Here is a 23,333-nt window from a genome sequence, read left to right as displayed (position 1 = left end):
TCGTGTGAGAGGCCCATGACGACCTATGACGATGCGATATGGACTTTTCCTAAGGGCTATATTTTCTGCCCTATAGCAAACTCACATATAGGTCGTCATAGGTCGTCATAAGGCCCGTCTGAATTAGTTGTCGAACTCGTTCTTCAAGGCCAAACCGTGGACGAACATGCCGTGCATCGTCCTTTTACGTGTGAAGCCGTGGTGTTCGACGGTGGCGTTGAAATCGACCATGGGACGCGCCCACCCAGCAGTGTTCATCGCCCACGCTCGGTAGGTCTGATAGAGGTCTCCGGCGCGTTCAGACAGGTGCTCGTCGATGTCGCAGTGGGTGTCAAGGAACTGGGCGAACCAGTTGTTCTCCTCCCGATACGCGCTCGATGCGGCCACCACGCGTGCCGGGGCCTTCAGGTGGTAGTTCTCGGCGTGGATGAGGCGCGCACCTTCCATAATCCAGGCCAGGATCGCCCCGCCGGCCTGCGTGTAGAGGTAGTCGGCATAGTTTTTGATGTCGCTTTGGCCTTCGATCTTCGCTTCGAAGGGGATGACGATGAGCCTGCGCCAGATGCCCGCATCCATCGCACCCACCCTGGGCAGATGGTTCGTGTAGAGAATCAAGGTGTGCGAGGGGGTGAAAGCAAACGGTGCCTTGTACTTCTTCTCCGCGTAGATCTGATCGGTGGAAGCCAGCTGCTTGACCACGGAGGTGGACATGCGCACGCCTTCTTCGGACTCGGCGGAGATGATGAGGCGTTTGCCTTTGGCCTCAGCCAGCTCCGGTTTGACGTTGCGCATCCCACCGATCGTGAGCACATCAGCACTCATGTTGCCTGCATACGTGCCTAAGACTCTGGCGATGGTGTTCCAGAACGTCGATTTGCCGTTGCGACCATCTCCGTAAGCGATGACGAGGGCTTCGACGAAGACTTGCCCGATTGCAGCAAGGCCGACGATGCGCTGCACGTAGGCGATGAGCTCGGCATCGCCTTGGAAGAACACCTCGAGGGCTTCCTGCCACAGGTGCGCGCCGTCGGTGCCCGGGTCGAGGCTGGTCTGCTTGGTCACCAGATCCGCCGGATCATGGTCGTGGCGCGACATGGTCCCGTGGCGCAGATCGTAGGTGCCTGATGGGGTGTTGAGCAGATACGGGTCGGCATCGAGCTGCTCAGGGGTGGTCAGCAGCATGGGGCGGGCTTCTTTCAGGCAGTTGGTGATCCCGCGTGATTCTCGGCGTTTGAGCGCGTAGGCCGCATAGGTTTTCGCGTCCTCGAACGCGGCGAACGCCTCCTGTTGGGCGGCGTTGAACATGGCCTGGGCTTTCGCCTTCGACATCGACGCCAACAACATGGCAGCCCCCGTGGCGGCGAGCTGGTCTTTGGCGTCTTCGAGCAGCTCGTGGGCCTCGGCCAGTTGGCGTTCGGTGAGCTCCTGGGCGACGGCTTGGGCTGCGGGTGCGGATTCGTACCAGACACCGTCGTAATAGACGAGCCAGTCGGTGGCCTCCGAGTAGCGCAGCGTGTCCGGATAGGCCTTGGTTAGGGCGTGGGCTTGGCCGACGTCGCTGTAATCGGCGGGGCGTACCGAATCCAGGCTCGCCTCAAAATCCTCTGGTGGCACATACCCGGGCTGGTTCTCGACCGTCTTGGCGAACCGGGTGGCCGACCGCCAGATCGACTCCACCTCTGCCTCGGGCAGCGGCGGTCACGGCTCGGAACCGGAGACAACGATCGACCCGGTGGTGATGGCGGCGGCCACGGTGATGCGTTTACAAACCGTGGTGTCGCGGGAGATCAGCCCGCGTGACACCGCGGTTGTGACTGTCGGGCGGATCGAGGCCGGGAGCAAAAACAACATCATCCCGGAGTCCGCCTCGCTCGGGCTGAGCGTCCGCAGCTTCAGCGAGACCGTGCGCGAGCGCCTGGTTGCGGGAATCCAGCGCGTCATCGAGGCCGAGGCCGCGGCGTCAAACGCTCCAAGGCCACCGAAGATTGAGTTCGGTGACCGTTTCCCGGTCACCTATAACGACCCGGAGATCACGGAGGAACTGAACGCGGTCTTTGTTGACGCCTTCGGGGAGGACGCGTTTTTCGCACCCGGCGCGCTCTCCGGAAGCGAAGACGTCGGAGTGCTCGCCACAGCCGCGGGGGTGCCGCTTGTGTACTGGATGCTCGGCGGTCACGACGCCGCGGAGTACGCCGCGGCGGAGGCGGCGGGAACGGTCCACACCGATGTGCCGTCGAACCACTCACCGCACTACGCACCCGTCATCGATCCGACGCTGCAGCGCGGTGTTGCAGCGCTTGTGCTCGCCACAAGGCACTGGCTCGACCGCTAGACACAGGCCCGTTTACGCCTTAGATTAATTATGTCTTACATAAATAAATGGTGTGGGCGCCGACGGCGCAGGCCGACTCCTGGAATATGTCGCAGTGGAAGACGAACCGGATGGTTGGTTCATCTATCACGCAATGCCTGCCACAAAGAAAGTTCTGATCGAGGTAGGCCTTGGAGCAAGGAGGTAGCGTCATGAGCACGTACACCGATGTAAACGGGGTTGAGTTCACCGATGAGCAAATTGAGCGCTGGGCGGCAGAGGACGAATCCGAAGCGGGATACACCGGCGACCACCTCGGCCCGTCACGCCCCGGTCGACCCGTCAGCGTCGGAACCGATGTGCGCCCGGTGACTGTGCGGCTCGATGCTGCGCGCCGCGCGAAACTCGAACACTACGCACACTCCCACAGCACGAGCATCTCGCAGGCCGTTCGGGATCTCATCGACGCGATGTAGCCCTCATCAAGGCGACCAAGGCGACCAAGGCGACCCGTGACAGCGGATCGTTTTGTGTGCTACGATCACTTCCACGTTCAAGAGTCGTAACCGTAGGTACCTGGCCGGTTACGCGACAACCCGAATCCATCGATTCCCGGGTGTCCCAGGGGAAGAACGGGCTTCATGAAATCTCATGGAGCAAGATTCGATGGGGCGCTTGCCCCAAGAAAGGGGCGTGAGCTCCGTGTCTGCACATCATTTTTCATTTGAGACCGACCAAGACTGGTGGAGCCGGATCGGGCTTGGTTACTCTGGGGTCAAACCCGGCACTCGTTTCGGGAACCGCGTGAGAGCGTCGCTGCTGAAGATCTTGCGCGAGCACCCGCCGGTTGCATTCGCTGGCGGTGACAACGGCGCCACGCTGTCACTTGACGACTTCGCCGCACTGATCGAGGCCGCGGCAGCTGACGCTGTTCGCGCCGGCGAAGAAGAAGAGCGGATCACCGCTGAGACCCTCCGTGAAGAGGGGAGCGCGCGGGTTGAGCAGGCGTACGCGATGCCCGACGCTGATTCGCTGATCACCGAGGGGCGCTGGGCCGGGCTCACGAAGGGCGAGGCGTTTGCGTGGTGCTGGGCGCTTTTCGAGTACGAACCGCACGGCTTCGTCCACCCCAACTCGCAGGTCCGGGTGGAGAGCCGGGCGAAACTTGCGCAGGGCGAACTGCCGTCGGTGTTTGGTTACCCGGAGCGCGCGAAAGAGTTGAAAGCCAGTGGCTTGGATCCCCGCAAGTTCCGGGAGCACCAGGCCGCGCTTGGTGCTCGGAGCTTCGGTTACTCATGAGGTTCGCAATGGCGGAATTGTTAACATAGGCTTGACCTCGTGAGCGAGTGCCGGTTCTGCTCGGCTTGGGGCAGCGACCGGCAGCTCGCGCCGCGCGAGTCTGTGGCGTATGAGGGCGCGGATCGCGGTGCATGATCCACAGTTGAAATAGAGAAAAGAGAGTGAAACGTATGACGAAGCGCGTGAGTGTGATTGTTGGGAGCCTGCGTCGTGGCTCCTTTGCCCGTAAGATTGCGCACAACCTGATTCCGATGTTCCCTGAGGGGTACGAGGCGAAGATCGTGGAGATCCGCGACCTGCCGCTGTACGATTTCGACTACGACGACCCAGAGGTCACCGACAAGCCGGTGCCGGCGGAGTACACGGAGTTCCGCGAGACGATTAAGGCCTCTGACGGGGTGCTGTTTGTGACCCCGGAGAACAACCGCACCATCCCGGCGTGCCTGAAAAACGCGGTGGATATTGGGTCGAAACCCAACGCCGACGTTGCGTGGAAGGGACTCCCGGCGGGAATTGTGAGCCACTCTGTTGGACGCATGGGCGGGTACTCGTCGCAGAAGAACCTGCGCCTTGCGCTTTCCTACTTCGACATGCCAACGCTTGGCCAGCCCGAGGTGTTCCTGTCGCAGTCGCCTGAGCTTTTCGGTGACGGGGATAAGATCACCCGCGAGTCAACCGTTGAGTTCCTGCAGAAATACATTGACCGCTTCGCTGAGCTGATCGAAAAAACCAGCCGCGATTAGTTTTCGCGGGCGCGTAACCCAAAGGCGAGGGGGAAACCGAACACGTTTCGGTTTCCCCCTCGTTTGTTGTGTGGCAGTTTTGTGTCGCCGCGGCCGCGCGGTGGCGCAGGCGCTAGCTGTCTGCGCCCCCTGCGTCAGTTGCCGCCTCGGCCCGCAACGCCTCGACAAGCGCCTCGTGTGCGTCCCAGATTTCGCGCGGCATATCGGGCAGCTCGCGCAGGTGCTCAGCGCGGTGATCGGTTTCCTGCAGCCAGCGTTCAACGTCAACCCGCAGCAGTTTGTCGAGATCCGCCGCGTCGATTTCGAGACCGGTAAAGTCGAGCTCTTCAACAAGCGGGAGCACGCCGATCGGGGTTTTGCGTCCCTTGACTTTGCCGTCGCGGTACTGTGTGAGCCAGTTCAGCGCGCGCAGGTTCTCGCGGAAGCCCGGCCACAGGTAACGACCGGTTTCGGGTTCGCGCTGGAACCAGTTGACGTGGGCAAACATCGGCATCTCTTTCAGCTGCCCGAGCACTTTAAGCCAGTGTTCGGCGTAGCGACCCTCGGAGTACGAGAAGAACGGACGCATCGACATCGGGTCGTAACGCAGCTGCCCGTCAAGCCCGTCCGCTGCGAAAGTCGCCTCGGCGCCGAGTGTCAGCCCGTCGTAGACGCCATCAACAAGGTTGTCGATTGCGCGGATCAGCGGTTCACGATCGCGGGTGCGGCCACCGAAGATAATCGCGTCAACGACCACGCCCTCGGGTTTGGAGACGTCTTCGGCGAGGTTCGGGATGCGCTCCAGCGGAATCGTGAAGCGGCTGTTCGGGTGCGCCCACGGTTCGTTTTGCTGCTCGGCGGTGCGGTCGGTGATTTTCGCGCCGGTCCAGTCGAGCCACCCTGCCGGGTCGGCCGGGGGTTCGGGGGTGAGACCCTCCCACCACACCTCGCCGGTGACTTCGTTGTAGGCGGTGTTGGTGAAGATCGTGCCCGATCCCTCAGCGATTGCCGCCATCGCGGTGGGGTTGGAACCCTCGTTGGTGTCTTTTGCGACACCGAAGGCACCGTTTTCGGGGTTGATGGCACGGAGTTTCCCTTCGTCGTCAACCCACATCCAGGCGATGTCGTCGCCGTAAAAATCAACGCGGTAGCGGTCGCCGAGTCCGTTTGGCGGCAGCGTCATCGCGAGGTTGGTTTTCCCTGACGCGCTCGGGAAGCCGCCGCACACGTGCGTGGTGACGCCGGTTTCACGGTCGTGGATCCCAAGCAGCAGGAACTGCTCCGCGAGGAACTTCCCTGAGGCGTAACCGTCGTAGGACGCCTGGCGCAGACCGTGGGCGATTTTACCAAGCAGCGCGTTGCCGCCGTACGCGGAGCCGAAGTGCAAAATGGTGCGCTCGTCTGCGACGGTCACAAACATCCGCTCGTCGGCGTCGGTGCCCTGCTGCAGCGCGGTCAGGTCACCGGTGACGTGCACACCGCGCACGAAGAAGTCCTGGTCGCTGACACCGTCGAAGTGCTCAATTCCGACGCGGGCCATGCGGATCATCTGCAGCACCACGTTGCGGTCGTCGGTGAGCTCAACTCCGAGCGCGAAGTTCGCAAGCGGGGTGCCGGGAGGGGCCATCAGGTACGGCACCACGTACATGGTTTTACCCGCCGAAGCGCCGCGCATGCGGCTCGTCAGCAGCGGTTTGACCTCGCTTGAGTGGCGCCAGTTGTTGTAGCGCCCGCGATCCGCCTCGTCAGCCGTGGCGACAAAGGTGCGCTCTTCGGTGCGGGCGGTGTCTTTCGGGTGTGACCGTGAGTAGTAGCGACCTTTGCCTGCGCGCAGCATTTCGCCGGCGGCGATGGCCTCTTCGAGCAGCCTGGCGTCATCCGCTGCTGAGACGAGCTCGATCTTTTCAGGATTGGTGATCTCTGCCCACTCGCTCACAAAAGCGCGAACGCTTTCCACGTGAATCTCTGGAGGAACTTGAAATTGCTTTGATGCGGTCACCAGGCGCCCTCATTCATTCTTTAGTTTCCGGGTCTCACTTGTGATCTCTACCGTAGTACGTCGAGTCTGACAGCACCATAAGTATCCCCTTTGAGTCTTGGGTTTGGAGTGGCCTAAGAATTAGGCCCACTCGGTTTAAGTGTTGACCGTGTTTTCTTGTTTCCATTGTTCCGCGTATTTCCGTGGGCTGAGGTAGCCGAGTGAGGAATGCGGATGGAAGTTATTGTAACGTGATGACCATTGGGCCACGAGTAGGCGGGCATGCTCGAGATTCTCGATACTGTTGTCCTCCAAGAGTTCGTCTCTCATCCGGTTATGGAAAGACTCAACGAACCCGTTATGCCAGGGCTGGCCTGGTGGGATGAATGCCTGGATTGTCTCACCCTCGGCTGCCCACTCCTGGAGCGCATGAGCGATGAACTCGGGCCCGTTATCCATCCGGATCACCCGCGGGCGCCCGCCGTGCTCCAGACAAGCCACGTCAAGGAGTTCGGTCACCGAGACCGCGTTAATGTTCTTGTCGACCGTGAAGGCGAGGTGTTCGCGGGTGTATTCATCGATAATGTTACAGATTTTGATTGTCTTGCCGTGCCAGGTTGAATCGAACTGGAAGTCCAACGCCCACACGTTGTTCGGGTACTGGCCGGCAGGAACATCACGATGGGTATCGGCAGCTAGACGCTTGAGCTTCTTCCTAGGCAAGACACGCAAGCCCTCTTCACGCCAGATCCTGCGGAAAGTCTCGCGGCATATCCCGTACCCTTCGGCGAGGGCGTTTCTCCAGGCGCGCCGGTGTCCCCACCGGCGATGATCCTTAACGAAGTCGTGCATCCACGCCCGTAGGTCCGCGTACTTATCCGGCTTGTTCTCGCGGGTCCTAGCGCGCCGGTAAGCACTGCGAGAGAGCCCAACAATCTGGCAGGCAAGTCTTTGGGAGTAGCCCAGCCCGACCAGATGCCAGACGGCATCATGGCGGCGAGCTGGGCTTAGAAGTTTCCCTCCGACAATTCTTTCCACGCAGCCTTTTCCAGCTCTGCCTGACCTAGGAGGCGTTTGAGGCGCGTGTTTTCCTCGCGCAGGCGCTGGAGCTCTTTCGCCTCGCTCTTGGTCATCGCCCCATAGGTAGCCTGCCACCTGTTCAACGTGGCTTCGCTAATCCCCAACGTGGTCAGGATCTGAGCTGTAGTTGATCCCGATTCCTTCAATTCCCGCGCCCTATCGAGCTTACGAACAATCTGCTCGGGAGTATGCTTGCTGAATTTCTTCACCATTCATCCATTCTCCCCACCCACAGGCAGGGCATCAATGGACAGCACTCAAGTCACCTGGACCTAAAAACCTAGAGCACTCCAGGTTCGGTATGACGTAGTCTGTACTTCGGCGTGTCGTAGATTTGTGAGATTATTCGTGCTAAACACTATATGTGGTGCCCGCAATGTGGGTCAGGACTAGATGTAGGGATGGGATTGCTGAGGTGCAAATGCTGAGAGGAGAACATGCTGATGAGTGAACGCAGGGAAGGCCGAACACGAAGCGTCGCGGAGGTGCGAGTGCTCGAGGGGCAAGATTCACCTGACCTGGTGTTTTTCTCGAGCGTTTCGGAGAACACCCTCCGCTTCGTCGAGAAGCTCGAGCGCCCGGCGGTGCGGATCCCACTCCGACCGCGCACAGAGGGAATGATCCGAGTGACCAGGCCCTACGTGCTCGTGGTTCCGACCTACGGCGGCGGAGCGCAGGCCGGGGCGGTGCCGCGGCAGGTGATTACGTTCCTGAACGATCCTGCAAACCGCGCGCTGATCCGCGGCGTGATTACCGCGGGGAACACCAACTTCGGTGAGCACTACTGCATCGCAGGACCGATCATCTCAGCCAAGTGCAAAGTTCCTGAGCTGTACCGCTTTGAACTTCTTGGCACCAACCGCGACGTTGCTCGAGTCAAGGCTGGTTTAGACGAATTTTGGGCACGACAGAACACATTAGAAGCAGAAGCAAATGAGGAGGACGTCGCATGACGATCGCCACACCATCAGAAACAACCACCCCCAACACTGCACGGGTTGGCGGGGTCGGCGAGCGGAAGGACTACCACGCGCTCAACGCCCAGCTGAACCTGTTTGCGGCGGACGGGTCGATCCAGTTTGACAAGGATCACGAAGCGGCGGAGGCCTACCTGAACCAGCAGGTCATCCCGAACACGAAGCAGTTCGCTTCGGTGTGGGAACGCCTGGAGTGGCTGATCGAAAACGAGTACTACGAAGCCGAATACCTGCGCGCCTACGACAAGGACTTCGTCGAGCGCCTCCACGAACAGGCCGACGCTTTCGGGCACAAGTTCCAGACCTTCCTCGGTGCGTTTAAGTTCTTCACCTCCTACGCGCTGAAAACCTTCGACGGCAGCCTCTTCCTCGAAAACTTCGAGCAGCGAGTTGTTGCCACGGCGCTGTTCCTCGGTCAGGGTGACGAGGAACTGGCTTCGAAGACGGTCACCGAGATCCTCTCGGGCCGTTTCCAGCCGGCAACTCCGACGTTCTTGAACGCGGGTAAGAAACAGCGCGGCGAGCTCGTGTCGTGCTTCCTGCTGCGCGTTGAAGACAATCTCGAATCGATTGGCCGCAGCGTTAACTCTGCGCTGCAGCTGTCCAAGCGCGGCGGCGGTGTGGCGCTGCTGCTGTCAAACCTCCGCGAGGCGGGTGCCCCGATTAAGCAGGTCGAGAACCAGGCTTCCGGTGTTGTTCCCGTGATGAAGATCCTCGAAGACAGCTTCAGCTACGCGAACCAGCTCGGCGCTCGCCAGGGCGCAGGCGCTGCGTACCTGCACGCGCACCACCCCGACATTATGCGGTTCCTCGACACGAAGCGTGAAAACGCTGACGAGAAGATCCGCATTAAGACCCTGTCGGTTGGGGTTGTGATTCCGGATGTGACCTTCGAACTGGCTAAGCAGAACAAAGATATGCACCTGTTTAGCCCCTACGATGTGCTTCGCGAAACCGGTATTCCGCTTTCGGATCAGTCAATCACCGAGCGCTACGACGAGTTCGTCGCGAACCCGCGGATCCGCAAGACCACGATCAGCGCGCGCGAGTTCTTCAAGACCCTCGCTGAGCTGCAGTTCGAGTCGGGCTACCCGTACGTGCTGTTCGAAGACACTGTGAACCGTGCGAACCCGCTCGAGGGGCACATCAACATGTCGAACCTGTGCTCGGAGATTCTGCAGGTGAACACCGCCTCTGAGTACGACGCCGCAATCGGGTACGAGACGATCGGTCACGACATTTCGTGCAACCTCGGCTCGCTGAACATTGCGGCGGCAATGGCCAGCCCGGACTTCGGCGCAACCGTTGAGATTGCGGTGCGGGCGCTGACGAGTGTGTCGGATCAGACCGACATTCAGGCGGTGCCGTCAATTGCCGAGGGTAACCGTGCGTCACACGCCATCGGCCTCGGCCAGATGAACCTGCACGGCTACCTCGCTTCGCAGCGCATCCACTACGGCAGCGAAGAGGGAATTGACTTCACCGACGCGTACTTCCGCACGGTGACCTACCACGCGCTGCGCGCTTCGAACCAGCTGGCGATTGACCGCGGTGCGACCTTCGCGGGCTTCGAGAAGAGCGACTACGCTGACGGCAGCTACTTCGACCGTTACACGGCCGAGGAGTGGGTGCCAGAAACCGCGCGGGTGCGTGAGCTCTTCGCCGAGGCTGGAGTTGCGCTGCCGACGGTTGCGGACTGGGAACAGCTGCGCGAGTCGATCCGCGAACACGGTATCTACAACGCGTACCTGCAGGCGGTGCCACCGACCGGGTCGATTAGCTACGTGAACAACTCGACGGCTTCGATCCACCCGATCGCCTCGAAGATTGAGATTCGTAAAGAGGGCAAGCTCGGCCGCGTGTACTACCCGGCTCCGCACATGACAAACGACAACCTCGAGTTCTTCGAAGACGCCTACGAAATCGGCGCCGAGAAGATCATCGACACCTACGCTGCTGCGACCAAGCACGTGGATCAGGGTCTGTCGCTCACGCTGTTCTTTAAAGACGAGGCGACCACTCGCGACATCAACCGCGCGCAGATCTACGCGTGGCGCAAGGGCATCAAGACGCTGTACTACATCCGCCTGCGCCAGCCCGCGCTCGAGGGAACCGAGATCGAAGGCTGCGTTTCCTGCGCGCTGTAGTCGCGTTCGCGCCCGCGTGTGCGCCCGTGCTGCGCGCGCGGGCGCACCGCGCGCCGTCCGCGCACTCCGCGCACTGACCACCAGACACCACTAGTGAAAGAGCTTTATTGAACTATGACTGATCCGTTGAACACCGACCGCCCGCTGCAAGAGATCTCGGTCACCCCGCCGTCGTACCGCCACGACCCGGCAGCGCGGCTGCGCCCCATTAACTGGAACCGCGTCACCGACGACAAAGACCTCGAGGTGTGGAACCGTCTGACCGCGAACTTCTGGCTGCCAGAGAAGGTGCCGCTGTCAAACGACATCCCCGCGTGGCAGAAAATGACCCAGGAAGAGCGCACCCTCACGATGCGCGTCTTCACCGGTCTGACCATGCTCGACACCGTGCAGGCAACTGTCGGTGAGATCGTGCAGATCCAAGACTCCCGCACCGAACACGAAGAGGCCGTCTACACCAACATTGCGTTCATGCAGTCGGTGCACGCCCGCTCGTACTCCTCGGTGTTCTCAACGCTGACGAGCACCCCGGAAATCGACGACGCCTACCGCTGGGCAGTTGCCAACGATCTGCTGCAGGAACGCTGCAAGAAGGTGCTGCACCACTACTACGGCGATGATCCGCTCAAGCGTAAAGTGTCTTCGACGCTGCTGTCGTCGCTGCTGCTGTACGCAGGGTTCTACCTGCCGCTGCACTTCTCGGTGCACGCGACGCTGACGAACACCGCAGACATGATCCGCCTGATTCTGCGTGACAAGGCAGTGCATGGTTACTACTCGGGTTACAAGTACCAGCGCGGACTCGAGACGCAGAGCAAAGAGCGTCAGGAAGAGATGCGCAAGTTCACCTTCGACCTGCTGGAAGAGCTCTACGAGCTTGAGCTGCAGTACTCGGGTGAGCTGTACGAGCCGCTCGGCCTGATGGACGACGTTGCCGTGTTCGTGCGTTACAACGCGAACAAGGCGCTGATGAACCTCGGTTACCCGTCGCGGTTTACCGCTGAAGAGACCGAAGTGAACCCTGAGATTCTCGCGGCGCTGTCACCTGGCAGCAACGAAAACCACGACTTCTTCAGTGGATCAGGATCGAGCTACATCATCGGTAAGGGCGAAGACACCACCGACGACGACTGGGACTTCTAGGCTCAAGGGCTTAACGGCTCGATTCGGGCCGCACCGCCCGAATAGCGCACCGCGGGTTGGACGCTGGCACACGCCGGCAACCTTCCCGCGGTGCGCTGTTTTGTGCCCGAGCCAGCGCGATTCTTGTCGACTATGATCGACAAAACCTCCGCAAAGTAGCAGCTTGTCGACTATACTCGACAAAACAGGGAGGTTTGTGGTGGACAGAATCATTGAACGCCCGAGATACTTTTCGCGGATCCAGCCCTTTATCGACAAACCCCTCGTGAAGGTGCTCACCGGTGTGCGTCGCTGCGGCAAATCTACGATTCTGCAGCAGCTGCAAGAAGTGATTCGCGCGGGCAGCGCTGATCCACAAGTGTTTGCGATGAATTTTGAGTCCGCTGACGGGCTTCACATCACAGACGCAGCGGCGCTGCTACGGCGCATCGAAGCCGAAAACCTCAACAAAAACACCCGCGCGTATTTCTTCTTTGACGAAATTCAGCAGGTCGCCGACTGGGAGAAAGCCATCAACGCGATCCGCGTCGACTATGACGCAGATATCTATGTCACCGGGTCGAATTCGCGCATGCTTTCCGGTGATCTCACCACACATCTTGCCGGTCGCTACGTTGAGTTCTTGATCCAACCGTTTTCGTTTGCGGAATTTGTCGAGCTGCACCGCCAAAGCGACCGCACACTGAGCGAACACTTCCAGCACTTTGTGCAGTTCGGCGGTTTCCCGGCGTTGAAATACTTCAACCTCGACCGGGAACCCTCGCTCGACTACCTTGACTCGGTGTACAACTCGGTTGTGCTCAAAGACGTGATTGAGTATCACCAGATCCGCGACGTCGACATTTTTCACCGCATCGTCGGTTACTGCTTCGCAAATATTGGAAAAACCTTCTCGGCGCAGTCACTGGTGCGTTTTTTCAAAAGCGAGGGGCGCACCGTTTCGGTTGATACCGTGTTGAACTACCTTGAGTTTTGCGTGAACGCTTTCTTGATCGCTTTGTGTCAAGTGGTTGTGAACGGGTTTGGGTGTTAGATCGTGATGGGTTGTGGGGTTGGGGCGGTTTGGGTGGTGGTGCGGATGATGCTGACTTCTGCCGGGAGGCCTGTGCCAGCTTTGGTGTCCGGTAGTTGTGTGATGGTGCCTTTGCTTAGCGCGTTTCGCATCCCTTCTTCTCGTTTGCGTTGCAGTTCGCTCCAGGTGCCGTCGAGGACTGCTTGTGGTGGGTAGTAGTTGATCCCGCTGTGTGGGGTGGCGTTGTAGACCGGCACCCAAGCGCTGACCCAGGTGTTTGCTTCGCCCAGCGTGGTGAAGGTTTTCGGGTAGTAGGTCCTAGTCTTTAGGGTGTGGAACACCGACTCGGTGTGCGGGTTGTCGTTGCTGGTGTGCGGCCGGTTCAATGAGCGGGCCACACCATGTTCGGCAAACAGTTTGCCGAGTCGTTTGCTGGTCATGGCAGCGCCGTTGTCGGAGTGGACAGTGTGCACATTTGGAAAACGGGTGAAGATGTCGGCGAACATCGCTGCTGCAAGCTGGCTGTTTTCTCGTTCTGCGACGACGAACCCGACGATGGCGCGCGAGTACAGATCGATCACCATGTGCAACGCGAAGGTCTGTCCGTAGTATTGGCCAGGCAAAAACGTGATATCCCAGCACAGTACCTGCCCGGGGGCGGTGGCGTGCACATGCGGCGGTGTGGCGTCGCGGCGGCGTTTGGCTTGTCTGGCTTTGGTGTTGTGGCGTTGGTGCAGCAGTTGTGTTTTGTGGCTCTTCGTGTTTGGGAGTGCGTGGGTCGTTTTTCGGGGTGCTTGGGTGTGGCACAAGATGTGGGGGTCCTTGCTGGGTTAAGGATTTAGGTGTTCAAGCCAATCCGAACTCAACAAGGACCCTGTAATGCAGCCTAGTTCCAACATTGTCGCCGATACCATTTGCCGCACCGCGGAGCTTGGGTTGGCGATTACGAATGCCGCCCACAACGACACGCTCACCGTCATCGACTGTGAAGCGCTCGACCCGATCAACTCCTGCCCATCGTGTGGACAGCCAGGTGTGCTGCGTGACCACGTCTGCCGGGAGTTGGTGGATCTTCCTGTTGTCGGGTTTCCCACCCGGTTACGGGTGCGTCTGCCGCGCTTTCGGTGTGTGAACCGCCTCTGTTCGCAGAAGATCTTCCGGGCTGGCCTGGCATGTGCTGACGATCGCTCGAAGGTCACGCATCGGGTGGTGCGCTGGATCTTGCAGCGTTTAGCGATTGACCGGATGAGTATCGCCGCCACCGCCAAAGCACTCGGGATCAGCTGGCAGCTGACATGCGATCTCGCATTGTCCATGGCCAGGGAACTCGTCGCCGACCCCGACCACTTGGCCGGGGTGCGCATTATCGGGGTTGATGAGCACAAATGGGCCCACGATCGACGTGCGGCCGGCGGCGGGTTCGTCACCGTGATCGTGGATATGACCCGCCACCACACAGGCCAACCAGCGAGGTTGCTCGATGTCATTCCGGGAAGAAGCGCGAACGTGCTCACATGCTGGATCAACCAACAGCCGAAAGCATTTCGCGACGAGGTGGAAGTGGTCACCATGGATGGGTTCCAGGGCTACGCCACCGCAGCTGACGAGGCGCTTCCTCACGCAACCCGGGTGATGGACCCGTTTCACGTGGTGCGTCTTGCCGGCGACAAAGTCACCGCGTGCCGTCAGAGGCTGCAGCGTGAAACCTACGGCAGGCGCGGCAGGACCAACGACCCGTTATATAAAAACCGTCGCACCATGCTCACCCGCACCGGTCTGCTTAATGGCGAGCAGCAGCACCGCTTGGATGTGTTGTTCAACTACGACGATGACTACGCGGTGCTGCAAGAGACATGGCTGGTGTACCAGGAGATCATCGACTGCTACGAAGACCCCAACAAGCGCCGTGCGAAAACGAAGATGCGCAGGCTGATCAACCGGCTCCGCGGGCTTCGTCAGGCCGGGCTTCAAGAGCTGACCCAACTCGGGCGAAGCCTGCACAAACGCCGCACCGACATCCTCGCGTTCTTCGATATCGGCGCCTCCAACGGGCCGGTCGAAGCCATCAACGGCCGTCTCGAACACCTCCGCGGCATCGCGCTAGGGTTCCGCAACATCAACCACTACATCTTGCGTTGCCTGATTCACTCCGGCGGCCTCCAACCCAAGATCAACGCACTCTAAAACACGAAGAGCCTGTTTTGTCAAGTTGTTGTAGGCCATTTCGGCTCGGATTTTTAGGCCAGGTCTGCACGGTTTTGGGCCGTTTAAGCGTTACTGGGGTTTCGGGGTTATTTCATGAGGGCGTTGGCCATGCGGTAGGACTGGCCGGTGAAGGTGATCATGCGGCCGTGGTGGACGATGCGGTCGATCGCTGCTGCTGCCATGTCGTCGTTGCCGAAGACTTGGCCCCATTGGGAAAACGCGAGGTTGGTTGTGATGATCAGGCTGCGTTGTTCGTAAGCGTCGGCGATGGCTTGGAACAACAGTCTTGCCCCGTCGGTGTCGATGGGGATGTATCCGAGTTCGTCGATGACGAGGAGTTCGTTTTTGCCCAGAGCTGTGAGCTCTTTATCGAGCCTGCCTGCGTGTTTCGCGTTGCGTAGATGGTCGACAAGTCCGGCGGCGGTGAAGAATCTTGCGGGGATGCCTTGCAGGCACGCTTGGGTGACGAGTGCGATAGCGAGATGTGTTTTCCCGGTGCCGACATCACCGTAGAAGACGAGGTCTTCACTGCCGTTGAGAAACTCGAGTGTGGTGAGGTGTTCGCGGGTGATGTCGGCTGGCAGGGTGACCGGTGACCAGTCGTAGCTGTCGAGGGTTTTGCGTACCGGGACACGCGCGCGGTGCATCAGGCGGCGCGCTCTGGATGCGGCCCTGGATTCAAGCTCCGCTTCGAAGAGCTCAATGAGGATGTCGCATTGGCGTGGGGTGGCATGGTCTGCGCATTCGCGTAGTACGGCGGTGGTGAGGTAGAGCTGGCGGCCAAGTGCGACAACGCGATCTTTGGGGGTTGGGGTGGTCACTTTGCGGTTGCCTCCGCATGCTGTGAGGTGGTGGTTGTGGTGGCAAGGAGCTGGTCATAGGTGGTGAGGTTCGCTCTGCTGTGTTGTGTTGGTGGTGGGGCGCTGTAGCGTGCGGCGATACCCAGATGAGGCCCAGTTGGTTGGGCGTCGGTCTCTAACAGTGCTGCGGCTGCGGTGACGGTGGCGTCGAATCCGCACTCTGTGGCGGTGGTTTCGGCGTGGGTGAAAAAATCCCGGCGTGTAGCGGCATCCGCCCCGTCGAGGTAGCCCACGACAGCGTCCGGCATGTGATGGCGAAGCGGCGAGTTCGTCCACGCCCCGGGTTTCTTCGCTAACCCAGGCAGCAGACTCATCGGGTTGATCACCGTCGAGTCCGCAGTGCCGAAGACTCTCGGCAGCGCGATGATACGTCTGGTGTCGTCATCTAAGACGGTGACGGTGTCGTGGGACAACTCCAGCGTGACTTGCCTGTTCGCCCAGGCAGGCCCGACCAGGTAGCGATTGCCGTCTAGCGTGACAACACCGGTTTTGTCGGTGCGGCGCACGTCGAAACGCACCGGGTTAAACCGCACCGACGGGCACGCTTTAAGCGCATGCTGATCATGTGTGAACAGCTCAGCGACCGTGGCTGCCTTCTTGTAGTGGGTGTGGGTAGCAAACGCGGCGCACCCGGACTCCAAAAGGGTGTTCAACTCCGCTAGGGAGGCAACTTCCGGCACAGGCACGAGCAGGTTTCGGCGGATGAAGCCGACCGCGTTTTCCACATTGCCTTTCTCATGGCCCGAATACGGGTTGCAGTACCGCGCCCGGGTCCTATAGTGCGCTTTGAACGCGGCGAAAAGCTCCGATTCCACCACTTTCGGGCCGACGCGACGCCCGACGGCGGTCGCGTTATCGAAGACCATCTCAGTTGGCACCCCGCCGGCGGCGTCGATGACATCCAGCAGCCCGGTAATGACGCACTCGGCGGTTTCACCGGCAAAGGCCCTGCAAAACCTCATATTTGAGTACGGAAACGTCACCACCAGAAGGTGCACAACCCGCGCGGCTGAGGCCATGATGACTTCTGCCTGGCCGAAATCGACCTGGATGACCCCCGGTGACCATTCCAACTCCATGAACCCATCGCCTGGGGCTTTATGGTCCTTCTTCCACTGCTTCACGTAGCGCTGCACCGGTGAATACGAGCCTGTATACCCATGCTCGTTGGTAAGCCGGTCACAGATCCGTTTTGCTGTGTGGCGTTGCTTGCGCGGCATGCGCTGGTCTTGCTCAAGCCACTGATCAACAACCGCGCACAACGCCTCACCCAGCACGATTGAGCCTGGTTTGCGTGTCTTCACCGGCGCGGTCGGGCTGAAATCGTCCTGGTTGACGTACTTATCGACCGTAGCGCGCGACACGTTCACCGCCTTCGCGATCGCTCGTCTGGACATTCCCTCGTCGTCGAGCTGTCTGATAGTTTCGATCGTGGTCATGCTGATCGTCATCTACTTTCTGGTCCCTTCCTGAAAAATCCAAGTCCCCAACCTCGCGGCCAAACGAAGATGGGACGTTTCTCAGGAACAGAAACCTACTGGGGGGTGGTTATCGGCATGGCCCTTTCCCTTTCCAGAAAAGGGGCCACACCAGCCACAGCAACGCACCGGGGAACTGGCCTACTTTTCCGCGCTGAAACGGACCAAAACAGGCCGCCGAAACGGACTACTTCCCAAGCCGAACTGGACCACCTACATCAGATCAGACACAAGCAGTTTGCCGTGGGCTTTAGCCACCCGGTAGAAGCTGCGCAGGCTCGCCAGGTAGGTCCCGTTGTTCAACGCGGCGTAAAACACCTGGTCCACCCCGCAATGCGGATTGTCGTCCAGCAGCTCCACTATGTCTGTGACTGTGGCATCAGACAGCCGGTTGATCCGGCGTTGGTGATGCGGGATCGGGTTGTCGGTGCGTGGGCGCGGATTGGTTTCGTAGAAGACCCGGCTGCGCGAGGCACCGATGATGCCCATCGCCTTCGTTTTGGAGTAGCCGACGGAAACGAGCTGGTTGATCAGCGTTTCTTCTGCTTGCCGGCCTTGCTCGTAGAGGCGTTGTTGGGCGTCGGTGAGGACTTTTCCTCCGCGTTTGAGTCCACGCCAGGTGCTCCTGGCATGGTCGCTAAAGCTTTTCCCAACACATCAGTGGCCAGCTCAGCCCGCTCTGCCCTTTCCGTCGCCTTATCTAAGGCACGCTGCATTGCTTCTTCACGGCGTTTGGCATCGAGTTCGATCTTGCGTTTGTCCTGCGTCAGCGCGGAAATTTCCTTGCGCAGCTGCTGAATTTCGGCGCATTCATCCATCGTCAACGTTCCAATCCTCCTTGGTCTTGTGCGTGTTGGCAGGTCACCGTCAGCCACCATTGCTGTCCAGCGTCGCACGGTGTGACCAGCAAGTCCATGCGCCACCAACCAGGCTTCTTTCTGGCCATGCGGCACTAACCCGTACTCGACGACCACCTCACGGATGTACTCCGCACTCGGTCTGCCCAGGTAGGCAGCATCAACCATGTGTTTGGCGCGCTCGACGCCGTCAACGCCGTCGTCAATAGTTTTCGACTTCTGCAATGCGCGGGCCCACCGCCCGATATGGGGATACTCGATTCCCTGCCGGGCGCACCACGGGCCTTTCGTGCCATGCGGCAACAGGTTGTAAATCGTGATCATCTGCCGCTGCTGCGCTGGATGAAACCACTTTCCAAGGCCAGTCACGCGGTACGGGGAGAACACGAACGCCACAGCCTCAAGCGACGCCAACGTCTCCTCATCGAGTACTTCCCCCGCCGCCAGCACACGCGGCGGCTGCGACAAGATCTCCTCGACCTCCTCGCGCGACGTCTTAGGCTTGACCTTTCGGGCAACCACCGGGGCTTCAGCAACCGGTGGCGACGTCAACGTCGACGGCACCAACTGAGGCAACTGCGAATCGGTCATGAACAAAACCTCCTACGGTTCGTCGTTCACAACCACCCTGACACTAAGGGGATTTATCGGGTTCCGCGCTTTGACATTGCGGGGAAGGCGAGGCTTCGGGCAACTGAGAAGTACTATGCGGTGGATCACGGTTTTCGTGAAACGCTCGGCCTTTCGAACCAGGCCGACATTGAGCTGACCCTCGAAAACATCGTGTGCGTGGAGCTGCTTGCGCGCGGGTACGAGGTAAGTGTCGGAAGAGCCGGCGCGCGCGAGATTGACTTCATCGCCCGCAAAGGTTCCGACACTGAGTACTTCCAGGTGAGTTACCTGCTCGGCAGCCAAAACACCGTCGACCGCGAGTTCGGTGCCTTTCGCGGGGTTACCGACAACTTCCCGAAAACCGTGCTGAGCATGGACCAGTTCGACATGAGCCGCGACGGGATCCAACACAAAAACATTATCGAGTGGCTTGTCGAGCCCTCACCGTTGCACAGCTAGGTGTCATCGCCTAGCCTGAATACCAACATGACCGGTACCGCTACCCATTTTGGTGGGAGCCCAGGGCCGGTCTTTGTTTTTCTCGATCTAGCCGTCATGCTCCTGTAGCCAAATGAGGCCACCCAACGCGCTGGGGCCGTGGCATTATTTAGGTAATCGTTCAGCCCGCTTCGACCATCAGGTTGGAGACGGGCTGGATTTCTTTCGAGGCATGAAAACCCGATGAAGAAGATCAAAAATCCCACCACGGTTGTGAAGCGTCCTGGGTTTAGTTCCTACCTCAGCTAAGGAAGGATTGAACTATGCCTAGAAAGTATTCCGTCGAGTTCAAGGAAAAGGCGGTCCATCAGATCATCGAAATGGTCCGCCTGGAGTCCTGCTCACTGCAATGCGCCTACACAGAGGTCGGCGAGCTCCTTGGAGTATCTCACCACACGTTGCGGGCTTGGTACCGTGACAGCGCTTCAGTACGTGATGACTCAGACGCTTCAGGTGGCGAAACAATGGAAGAAGAGCTCAAGCGTCTGCGCCGCGAAAACCGCGAACTGAAACGAGCAAACGGGATTCTTAAGACTGCTTCGGCTTTTTTCGCAGCGGAACTCGACCGACCCACGACCAAATGATCTCCTACATCGACGCGTACAAAGATCAGTTTGGGGTCGAGGCCATCTGCCGAGTCCTCAAACAAGCAGATCGTGGATTCATCACCTCACGCGGCTACCGCAAAGCCACCACACGCGTTCCCAGCGCAAGGGCCTTAAGCGATAGCCTTCTCATCCCAGAGATACAGCGTGTGCATGTTTGCCGACTTCGTCTCTAGGCAGGCTCCTGGCGTATGAGCCACCACCACTTTGACGACTCAGACATTGAGTTCCTTTCCGTACCGGTTCCGAAACGGCGGCGTCCCGAGTCGGTCCTTCTCCACCTCGACTTGTTCCTCGACCGCGACGAGCTCGCGCACATGAACGTGTTCCTTGGTCGCAACGCCGAAACCGTGCGCCTGCTAGGTGCAGACGGCGAACACGTCGAGTTCGACGTGGCGCAGGCCAAGAAGTTCTTGACCGCATTGGTGAAGAACTGCGACGGCGCCACCGGACTCGTGACGCTTGAGGCTGACGCGGACCCGCGGGACTTGTCGATGTGGGAGCGCTCTCGGCTCGTCGCAGAAACACACATGGAGCACGACACTCTCGTGGCTGACACAGGCGTCTACGAGGACGCGCCTCGCGAGTTGATCGACGGCCGCTTTGGCAAGCGGGCCTACGAGGTCTGGACAGAAGGTGGTACCGAGTTTCTCGGCCGCACGAACCAGCTCGCGCTTGCCCGGAGGATCGCGGAGAACTGCCGGAAGGAAGGTTGGCCGGCCGTGGTGTGCCAGACGCGACGGTGGTTTGTGCCGGCTGGCGAGTAGACAACGGCACGGTGATTTTGTCCCAGCCAAGAGCGAACCCTTCACCCCCAGACACGATTGCTCGCCCGCAACCCAAGGCACACTGGGACCATGACCAATGACTCTCAGCCTGACTTCGACGCGCACGAAAACGACGACCAGGACGCCACCGACCCCCTCGACCGGCCACTTTCAGACTTCACTGACGACGAGCTCAACAGCCTTCTTCACACGCACTACCCAAACCTGATGGCTGAAATCGCCGAAACGATGCGGAAGGCCTACGCCCCAATAGACGCCGAGTTCCTCAAATCCATAAGCCGAGCCAACATTCCGAACCTTGGGTTCGACTACTCCAGCCTGTTCCAGGACATAGTGCCTAAGATTGACCTCTCGGCCTACGCTCCGAAGATCGAGCTGCCACCCATTTCGGAGGAACTACAAAAAACCCTCGACCAGGCGTACAAGGGCATCTCTGAAAGCGTCGCCGTCTTGCCAGGCGTGGAAGCCGTCCTTCAAAGCGCGAGAGAGATTTCGGAGCAGTACGCAGGATTGCTTCCCTTCGCCCGGCGGGAACCCCTGCCGTATCTCCAGAGCTTCAACGACGAGTTCCTCGCCGTCTACGCCTGTCTCGTACTCGCCGCGGCCCGAGTTGAAAACCTGATGGCCGACCTATGCCAGCACCACTTCGGTGAAGGAGAGCTGCGGGGCGCCACGCACCGAGCACAGAAGATGGCCAGGGGGCTACGAAAAGCACTCGCAAACGAAGCGCCTTGCGCAACCTGCCGCGGCATAGCGGAAGACCTGGAAGAGCCCATCGACATGAGGAACACCTTCGTGCATGGGAGCTGGGAGGCCGGCGCTGACATTGCCAGCGAGGAAGAGAAGGCACGGCAGGCTCTCGTTGGTCGTGCGCTAGGCGACAGTCGCGTGAGAAAGCGCAAGCTCTTGGACAAGGGGCAACTTGAAGCACTTGCCTCTGGTTGGAAAGACGGCGACGAGAACGCTCTCGATGACCTTTTCGAAGAGCAGGTCATCTCCCTCGGCATCGTCACGGCCTACGCCGAGATTTTCACCGAGTTCGGCGACGCCCTGGAGGACGAATTGCTCTTCCACAAGCAGGAGCAATAAAGCCGTGCAACAGGGATCGGCGGATTGGTCAATCTCCTGGTAGCGGGCACGCGTTGGAACTAAATCAAGCAATGCGTGGAACCAGACCGGGAACAAGCCTCTATTGCTGCTGGTGGTGTAGTTTTCCGAACACCCCTTTTGGGGGGGTTTCACGAAACTGTTCCAATCTTTTCACGAAACCCCGCGCCGGCCGAAGGAAAACGGCCGCGAACACAAAAATGACCCGCTCCGTTCGTTCGGAGGGGTCATTTTTCTCTTCTAAAGCGCCGTTCCTGCTCGGGTTGTCGCGCCGCATTGTTTAGGAGCGCGGACCCAGCGGGGAAGAGTTTCCGTACTCATTCCGAGCTCGCCGGCGATGCAGAATTCCGCATCGCGAGACGTGTGAGGGTCAGCTTGCCCGTGCAGCACAAGTTCGATGGCGCGCTACTGAACTCAGGGGTGTACTTCGAGGGAGTATGTAGGGTTCCTTTTCCAAATTCCCGCTCTCTACTAATCCCGTGGCGAACCAGTAGTGGCGCGTGCACTCGGAGGCTGTGGCTTCGTTCAACTGGTGGCGCGGTTTTTGCAGCGCTCCATGGCGGTCTTATTGCTGCGATCACACAGGACTGGCTGCGGGTAGCTGTTGGGGTCTGAACCGAGAGGGGTACGCCCGGTCGGGGCCGTTTGGAACACTGCCGCTGCGTCAAAGCCCGAAGGCTCCGCCGCTGACGAGGATCACGATGCCGAGGCCGATGAGAACGACGGGAAAGAGGATGTCCTCCCAGCGTTCGAGCACTTCCGCGATCGGGGGGCGGGTGGCGACGAACTTTGCCAGGGCCACCAAGACCGCCACGAGCGCGAGGAAGATAACGCAGTAGGCGACTACTGCGAGAGGTTCCACGCTGAGGAATACAGGGGTGTAGACGCCGATGTTGTCGCCGCCATTGGCAAAAGTGACGCCTGCGACTGTCCCTACGCCGACCTTCTTGCCGGAAACCTTGGCCTCGTCGTCATCGTCGTCATCGTCTCCGCGCCAGGCCTCCCATGCGGCCCAGAGGCCGATGCCCAGAGGGATGAGACCAAAGTATGGAATAGCTGCCGGGGGCAGAAATGCTCCGGCGCCGACGGTCACAAGGATCGCGGCGACGAGGATGCCGGCAAATCCGAGGTACTGGCCGGCCAAAATACGGGCGGTGGTGCCGCTCTGGCCTGCCCCTCGCGCGAAGAAGAGGGAGAGCACGATGATGTCGTCGATGTTGGTAGCTGCGAACAGGCCTATCGCCTGCAAGACCGTGGTGAGGATCATGCGCCCTCCCCAGCTACGTCGCATCCGGGAAGCGAGCAAGCGGGATCGATGCACGGGGCGTCTTCGTCTACTGCGAGGGTGGCATCGACCAGTGTCGTCAGCGCCTGCGCCAGGTGCGGATCGGCAATCTCGTATCGTGTCCGACGACCCTCGGGCTCGGAGACGACGATCCCGCAATCGCGCAGGCATGCCAGGTGGTTGGACACATTCGAGCGTGTCAGGCCCAAAGCTCGAGCCAGTTCCGCCGGGTAAGCGGGATGGTCGAGCAGGGTCAAGATGATCCGCGATCGAGTGGGATCGGCCAGTGCACGACCCAGGCGGTTCATCACGTCGAGACGCGAAGCAATAGTCAGCATGAACTGAACTATACAGCGAGCACTGAACCTA

General features: G+C 59.9%; 23 protein-coding genes, 1 pseudogene and 1 riboswitch. Of the genes and pseudogenes, 13 read left to right on the top strand and 11 right to left on the bottom strand.

Going from position 1 to position 23,333, the window contains the following annotated elements; all coding sequences use genetic code 11:
- Positions 1–123 precede the first annotated feature (123 nt).
- Positions 124–1,677: a DNA primase family protein gene (locus CJEDD_RS05420; protein ID WP_232297683.1), complete on the bottom strand. Its 1,554-nt coding sequence runs from the start codon at positions 1,675–1,677 to the stop codon at positions 124–126.
- Between CJEDD_RS05420 and CJEDD_RS05415 the strand changes: the two genes are divergently transcribed.
- The 4 genes from CJEDD_RS05415 (at position 1,652) to CJEDD_RS05400 (ending at position 4,353) form a co-directional block, all read left to right on the top strand.
- Positions 1,652–2,332 (top strand): peptidase dimerization domain-containing protein, encoded by a 681-nt coding sequence (locus tag CJEDD_RS05415; protein WP_074432496.1) that lies wholly within the window; start codon positions 1,652–1,654, stop codon positions 2,330–2,332. The two genes, CJEDD_RS05420 and CJEDD_RS05415, sit on opposite strands and share 26 nt — an antisense overlap.
- 191 nt (positions 2,333–2,523) lie before the next feature.
- Positions 2,524–2,787: a hypothetical protein gene (locus tag CJEDD_RS05410; protein WP_042406070.1), complete on the top strand. Its 264-nt coding sequence runs from the start codon at positions 2,524–2,526 to the stop codon at positions 2,785–2,787.
- Between the two features lie 75 nt (positions 2,788–2,862).
- Positions 2,863–2,980, top strand: a riboswitch (SAM riboswitch).
- Between the two features lie 24 nt (positions 2,981–3,004).
- Complete coding sequence (locus CJEDD_RS05405) at positions 3,005–3,610, top strand: hypothetical protein (RefSeq protein ID WP_251769752.1); 606 nt, start codon at positions 3,005–3,007, stop codon at positions 3,608–3,610.
- 170 nt (positions 3,611–3,780) lie between these two features.
- Positions 3,781–4,353, top strand: coding sequence for an NADPH-dependent FMN reductase (locus CJEDD_RS05400; RefSeq protein ID WP_019174205.1), 573 nt, complete (start codon positions 3,781–3,783; stop codon positions 4,351–4,353).
- Between the two features lie 112 nt (positions 4,354–4,465).
- On the opposite strand, the gene CJEDD_RS05395 is transcribed toward CJEDD_RS05400, so the two are convergent.
- The 3 genes from CJEDD_RS05395 to CJEDD_RS05385 form a co-directional block, all read right to left on the bottom strand.
- Positions 4,466–6,331 carry a phosphoenolpyruvate carboxykinase (GTP) gene (locus tag CJEDD_RS05395; RefSeq protein ID WP_070507295.1) on the bottom strand — a complete coding sequence of 622 codons (1,866 nt, stop codon included), beginning with the start codon at positions 6,329–6,331 and terminating at the stop codon, positions 4,466–4,468.
- A 135-nt stretch (positions 6,332–6,466) separates the two neighbouring features.
- Positions 6,467–7,348, bottom strand: coding sequence for an IS3 family transposase (locus CJEDD_RS05390; RefSeq protein WP_016664107.1), 882 nt, complete (start codon positions 7,346–7,348; stop codon positions 6,467–6,469).
- The gene (locus CJEDD_RS05385; RefSeq protein ID WP_016664108.1) at positions 7,318–7,602 is read right to left on the bottom strand and encodes a transposase; all 285 of its coding nucleotides are present in this window, start codon (positions 7,600–7,602) and stop codon (positions 7,318–7,320) included. The genes CJEDD_RS05390 and CJEDD_RS05385 overlap by 31 nt, the downstream gene beginning before the upstream one ends.
- A 231-nt stretch (positions 7,603–7,833) precedes the next feature.
- On the opposite strand from CJEDD_RS05385, the gene nrdI reads away from it, so the two are divergent.
- The 4 genes from nrdI to CJEDD_RS05365 all read left to right on the top strand — a co-directional run bounded on the left by nrdI (position 7,834) and on the right by CJEDD_RS05365 (position 12,690).
- Positions 7,834–8,343 (top strand): class Ib ribonucleoside-diphosphate reductase assembly flavoprotein NrdI, encoded by a 510-nt coding sequence (nrdI, locus tag CJEDD_RS05380; protein ID WP_016664109.1) that lies wholly within the window; start codon positions 7,834–7,836, stop codon positions 8,341–8,343.
- The gene (nrdE, locus tag CJEDD_RS05375; RefSeq protein ID WP_042406064.1) at positions 8,340–10,514 is read left to right on the top strand and encodes a class 1b ribonucleoside-diphosphate reductase subunit alpha; all 2,175 of its coding nucleotides are present in this window, start codon (positions 8,340–8,342) and stop codon (positions 10,512–10,514) included. Before nrdI ends, nrdE begins: the two co-directional genes overlap by 4 nt.
- A 114-nt stretch (positions 10,515–10,628) precedes the next feature.
- A complete protein-coding gene (nrdF, locus tag CJEDD_RS05370) occupies positions 10,629–11,657 on the top strand; it encodes a class 1b ribonucleoside-diphosphate reductase subunit beta (protein ID WP_016664111.1) in 1,029 nt (342 codons plus the stop codon).
- 199 nt (positions 11,658–11,856) lie between these two features.
- Positions 11,857–12,690 carry an ATP-binding protein gene (locus CJEDD_RS05365; protein ID WP_273657656.1) on the top strand — a complete coding sequence of 278 codons (834 nt, stop codon included), beginning with the start codon at positions 11,857–11,859 and terminating at the stop codon, positions 12,688–12,690.
- Here CJEDD_RS05365 and CJEDD_RS05360 read toward each other — a convergent pair.
- On the bottom strand, positions 12,687–13,340 hold the full coding sequence (locus CJEDD_RS05360) for a DDE-type integrase/transposase/recombinase (protein WP_052333896.1): 654 nt from the start codon (positions 13,338–13,340) through the stop codon (positions 12,687–12,689). The two genes, CJEDD_RS05365 and CJEDD_RS05360, sit on opposite strands and share 4 nt — an antisense overlap.
- A gap of 208 nt (positions 13,341–13,548) precedes the next feature.
- Here CJEDD_RS05360 and CJEDD_RS05355 point away from each other — a divergent pair, with 208 nt between their 5' ends.
- Positions 13,549–14,853 (top strand): ISL3 family transposase, encoded by a 1,305-nt coding sequence (locus tag CJEDD_RS05355; protein WP_273657482.1) that lies wholly within the window; start codon positions 13,549–13,551, stop codon positions 14,851–14,853.
- A gap of 107 nt (positions 14,854–14,960) precedes the next feature.
- Here CJEDD_RS05355 and istB read toward each other — a convergent pair whose 3' ends face one another.
- The 4 genes from istB to CJEDD_RS05335 all read right to left on the bottom strand — a co-directional run bounded on the left by istB (position 14,961) and on the right by CJEDD_RS05335 (position 18,660).
- Positions 14,961–15,695, bottom strand: a complete 735-nt coding sequence (gene istB / locus CJEDD_RS05350; protein WP_081764632.1) for an IS21-like element helper ATPase IstB — start codon at positions 15,693–15,695, stop codon at positions 14,961–14,963.
- A complete protein-coding gene (gene istA / locus CJEDD_RS05345) occupies positions 15,692–17,185 on the bottom strand; it encodes an IS21 family transposase (RefSeq protein WP_273657484.1) in 1,494 nt (497 codons plus the stop codon). The genes istB and istA overlap by 4 nt, the downstream gene beginning before the upstream one ends.
- Before the next feature lie 240 nt (positions 17,186–17,425).
- The gene (locus CJEDD_RS05340) at positions 17,426–17,701 is read right to left on the bottom strand and encodes a hypothetical protein (RefSeq protein WP_273657655.1); all 276 of its coding nucleotides are present in this window, start codon (positions 17,699–17,701) and stop codon (positions 17,426–17,428) included.
- 41 nt (positions 17,702–17,742) lie between these two features.
- The gene (locus CJEDD_RS05335) at positions 17,743–18,660 is read right to left on the bottom strand and encodes a hypothetical protein (protein WP_042410540.1); all 918 of its coding nucleotides are present in this window, start codon (positions 18,658–18,660) and stop codon (positions 17,743–17,745) included.
- A gap of 120 nt (positions 18,661–18,780) precedes the next feature.
- Between CJEDD_RS05335 and CJEDD_RS05330 the strand changes: the two genes are divergently transcribed.
- The 4 genes and pseudogenes from CJEDD_RS05330 (at position 18,781) to CJEDD_RS05315 (ending at position 21,661) form a co-directional block, all read left to right on the top strand.
- Positions 18,781–19,140, top strand: a complete 360-nt coding sequence (locus CJEDD_RS05330) for an ATP-binding protein (RefSeq protein ID WP_273657654.1) — start codon at positions 18,781–18,783, stop codon at positions 19,138–19,140.
- Between the two features lie 302 nt (positions 19,141–19,442).
- A pseudogene (locus CJEDD_RS05325) lies at positions 19,443–19,939 on the top strand (transposase); the annotation flags it as partial.
- A 36-nt stretch (positions 19,940–19,975) separates the two neighbouring features.
- Entirely contained in the window at positions 19,976–20,551 is a 576-nt protein-coding gene (locus tag CJEDD_RS05320) for a hypothetical protein (RefSeq protein WP_042410300.1), read from the top strand.
- Between the two features lie 90 nt (positions 20,552–20,641).
- Complete coding sequence (locus tag CJEDD_RS05315) at positions 20,642–21,661, top strand: hypothetical protein (RefSeq protein WP_042410296.1); 1,020 nt, start codon at positions 20,642–20,644, stop codon at positions 21,659–21,661.
- Between the two features lie 682 nt (positions 21,662–22,343).
- Here the strand turns inward: CJEDD_RS05315 and CJEDD_RS05310 are convergent.
- Positions 22,344–22,946 carry a cadmium resistance transporter gene (locus tag CJEDD_RS05310; RefSeq protein ID WP_273657653.1) on the bottom strand — a complete coding sequence of 201 codons (603 nt, stop codon included), beginning with the start codon at positions 22,944–22,946 and terminating at the stop codon, positions 22,344–22,346.
- Positions 22,943–23,302, bottom strand: coding sequence for a Cd(II)/Pb(II)-sensing metalloregulatory transcriptional regulator CmtR (cmtR, locus tag CJEDD_RS05305; protein ID WP_273657652.1), 360 nt, complete (start codon positions 23,300–23,302; stop codon positions 22,943–22,945). The genes CJEDD_RS05310 and cmtR overlap by 4 nt, the downstream gene beginning before the upstream one ends.
- Positions 23,303–23,333: the final 31 nt, after the last annotated feature.

It is taken from the genome of Corynebacterium jeddahense, from assembly GCF_028609865.1.
GTDB classification, from domain to species: Bacteria; Actinomycetota; Actinomycetes; order Mycobacteriales; family Mycobacteriaceae; genus Corynebacterium; species Corynebacterium jeddahense.
Note: the sequence above shows the minus strand (reverse complement) of the source record. Positions and strands in the feature narration are given on the sequence as shown.

What these genes read in the sequence shown, in the direction of transcription:
- CJEDD_RS05410 (WP_042406070.1), top strand. Translation starts at nt 2,524, where the DNA reads ATGAGCACGTACACCGATGTAAACGGGGTTGAGTTCACCGATGAGCAA.
- CJEDD_RS05400 (WP_019174205.1), top strand. Translation starts at nt 3,781, where the DNA reads ATGACGAAGCGCGTGAGTGTGATTGTTGGGAGCCTGCGTCGTGGCTCC.
- CJEDD_RS05385 (WP_016664108.1), bottom strand. Translation starts at nt 7,602, where the DNA reads ATGGTGAAGAAATTCAGCAAGCATACTCCCGAGCAGATTGTTCGTAAG.
- nrdI (WP_016664109.1), top strand. Translation starts at nt 7,834, where the DNA reads ATGAGTGAACGCAGGGAAGGCCGAACACGAAGCGTCGCGGAGGTGCGA.
- nrdE (WP_042406064.1), top strand. Translation starts at nt 8,340, where the DNA reads ATGACGATCGCCACACCATCAGAAACAACCACCCCCAACACTGCACGG.
- nrdF (WP_016664111.1), top strand. Translation starts at nt 10,629, where the DNA reads ATGACTGATCCGTTGAACACCGACCGCCCGCTGCAAGAGATCTCGGTC.
- CJEDD_RS05355 (WP_273657482.1), top strand. Translation starts at nt 13,549, where the DNA reads ATGCAGCCTAGTTCCAACATTGTCGCCGATACCATTTGCCGCACCGCG.
- istA (WP_273657484.1), bottom strand. Translation starts at nt 17,185, where the DNA reads ATGACGATCAGCATGACCACGATCGAAACTATCAGACAGCTCGACGAC.
- CJEDD_RS05340 (WP_273657655.1), bottom strand. Translation starts at nt 17,701, where the DNA reads ATGGGCATCATCGGTGCCTCGCGCAGCCGGGTCTTCTACGAAACCAAT.
- CJEDD_RS05335 (WP_042410540.1), bottom strand. Translation starts at nt 18,660, where the DNA reads ATGACCGATTCGCAGTTGCCTCAGTTGGTGCCGTCGACGTTGACGTCG.
- CJEDD_RS05320 (WP_042410300.1), top strand. Translation starts at nt 19,976, where the DNA reads ATGAGCCACCACCACTTTGACGACTCAGACATTGAGTTCCTTTCCGTA.
- CJEDD_RS05315 (WP_042410296.1), top strand. Translation starts at nt 20,642, where the DNA reads ATGACCAATGACTCTCAGCCTGACTTCGACGCGCACGAAAACGACGAC.
- CJEDD_RS05310 (WP_273657653.1), bottom strand. Translation starts at nt 22,946, where the DNA reads ATGATCCTCACCACGGTCTTGCAGGCGATAGGCCTGTTCGCAGCTACC.
- cmtR (WP_273657652.1), bottom strand. Translation starts at nt 23,302, where the DNA reads ATGCTGACTATTGCTTCGCGTCTCGACGTGATGAACCGCCTGGGTCGT.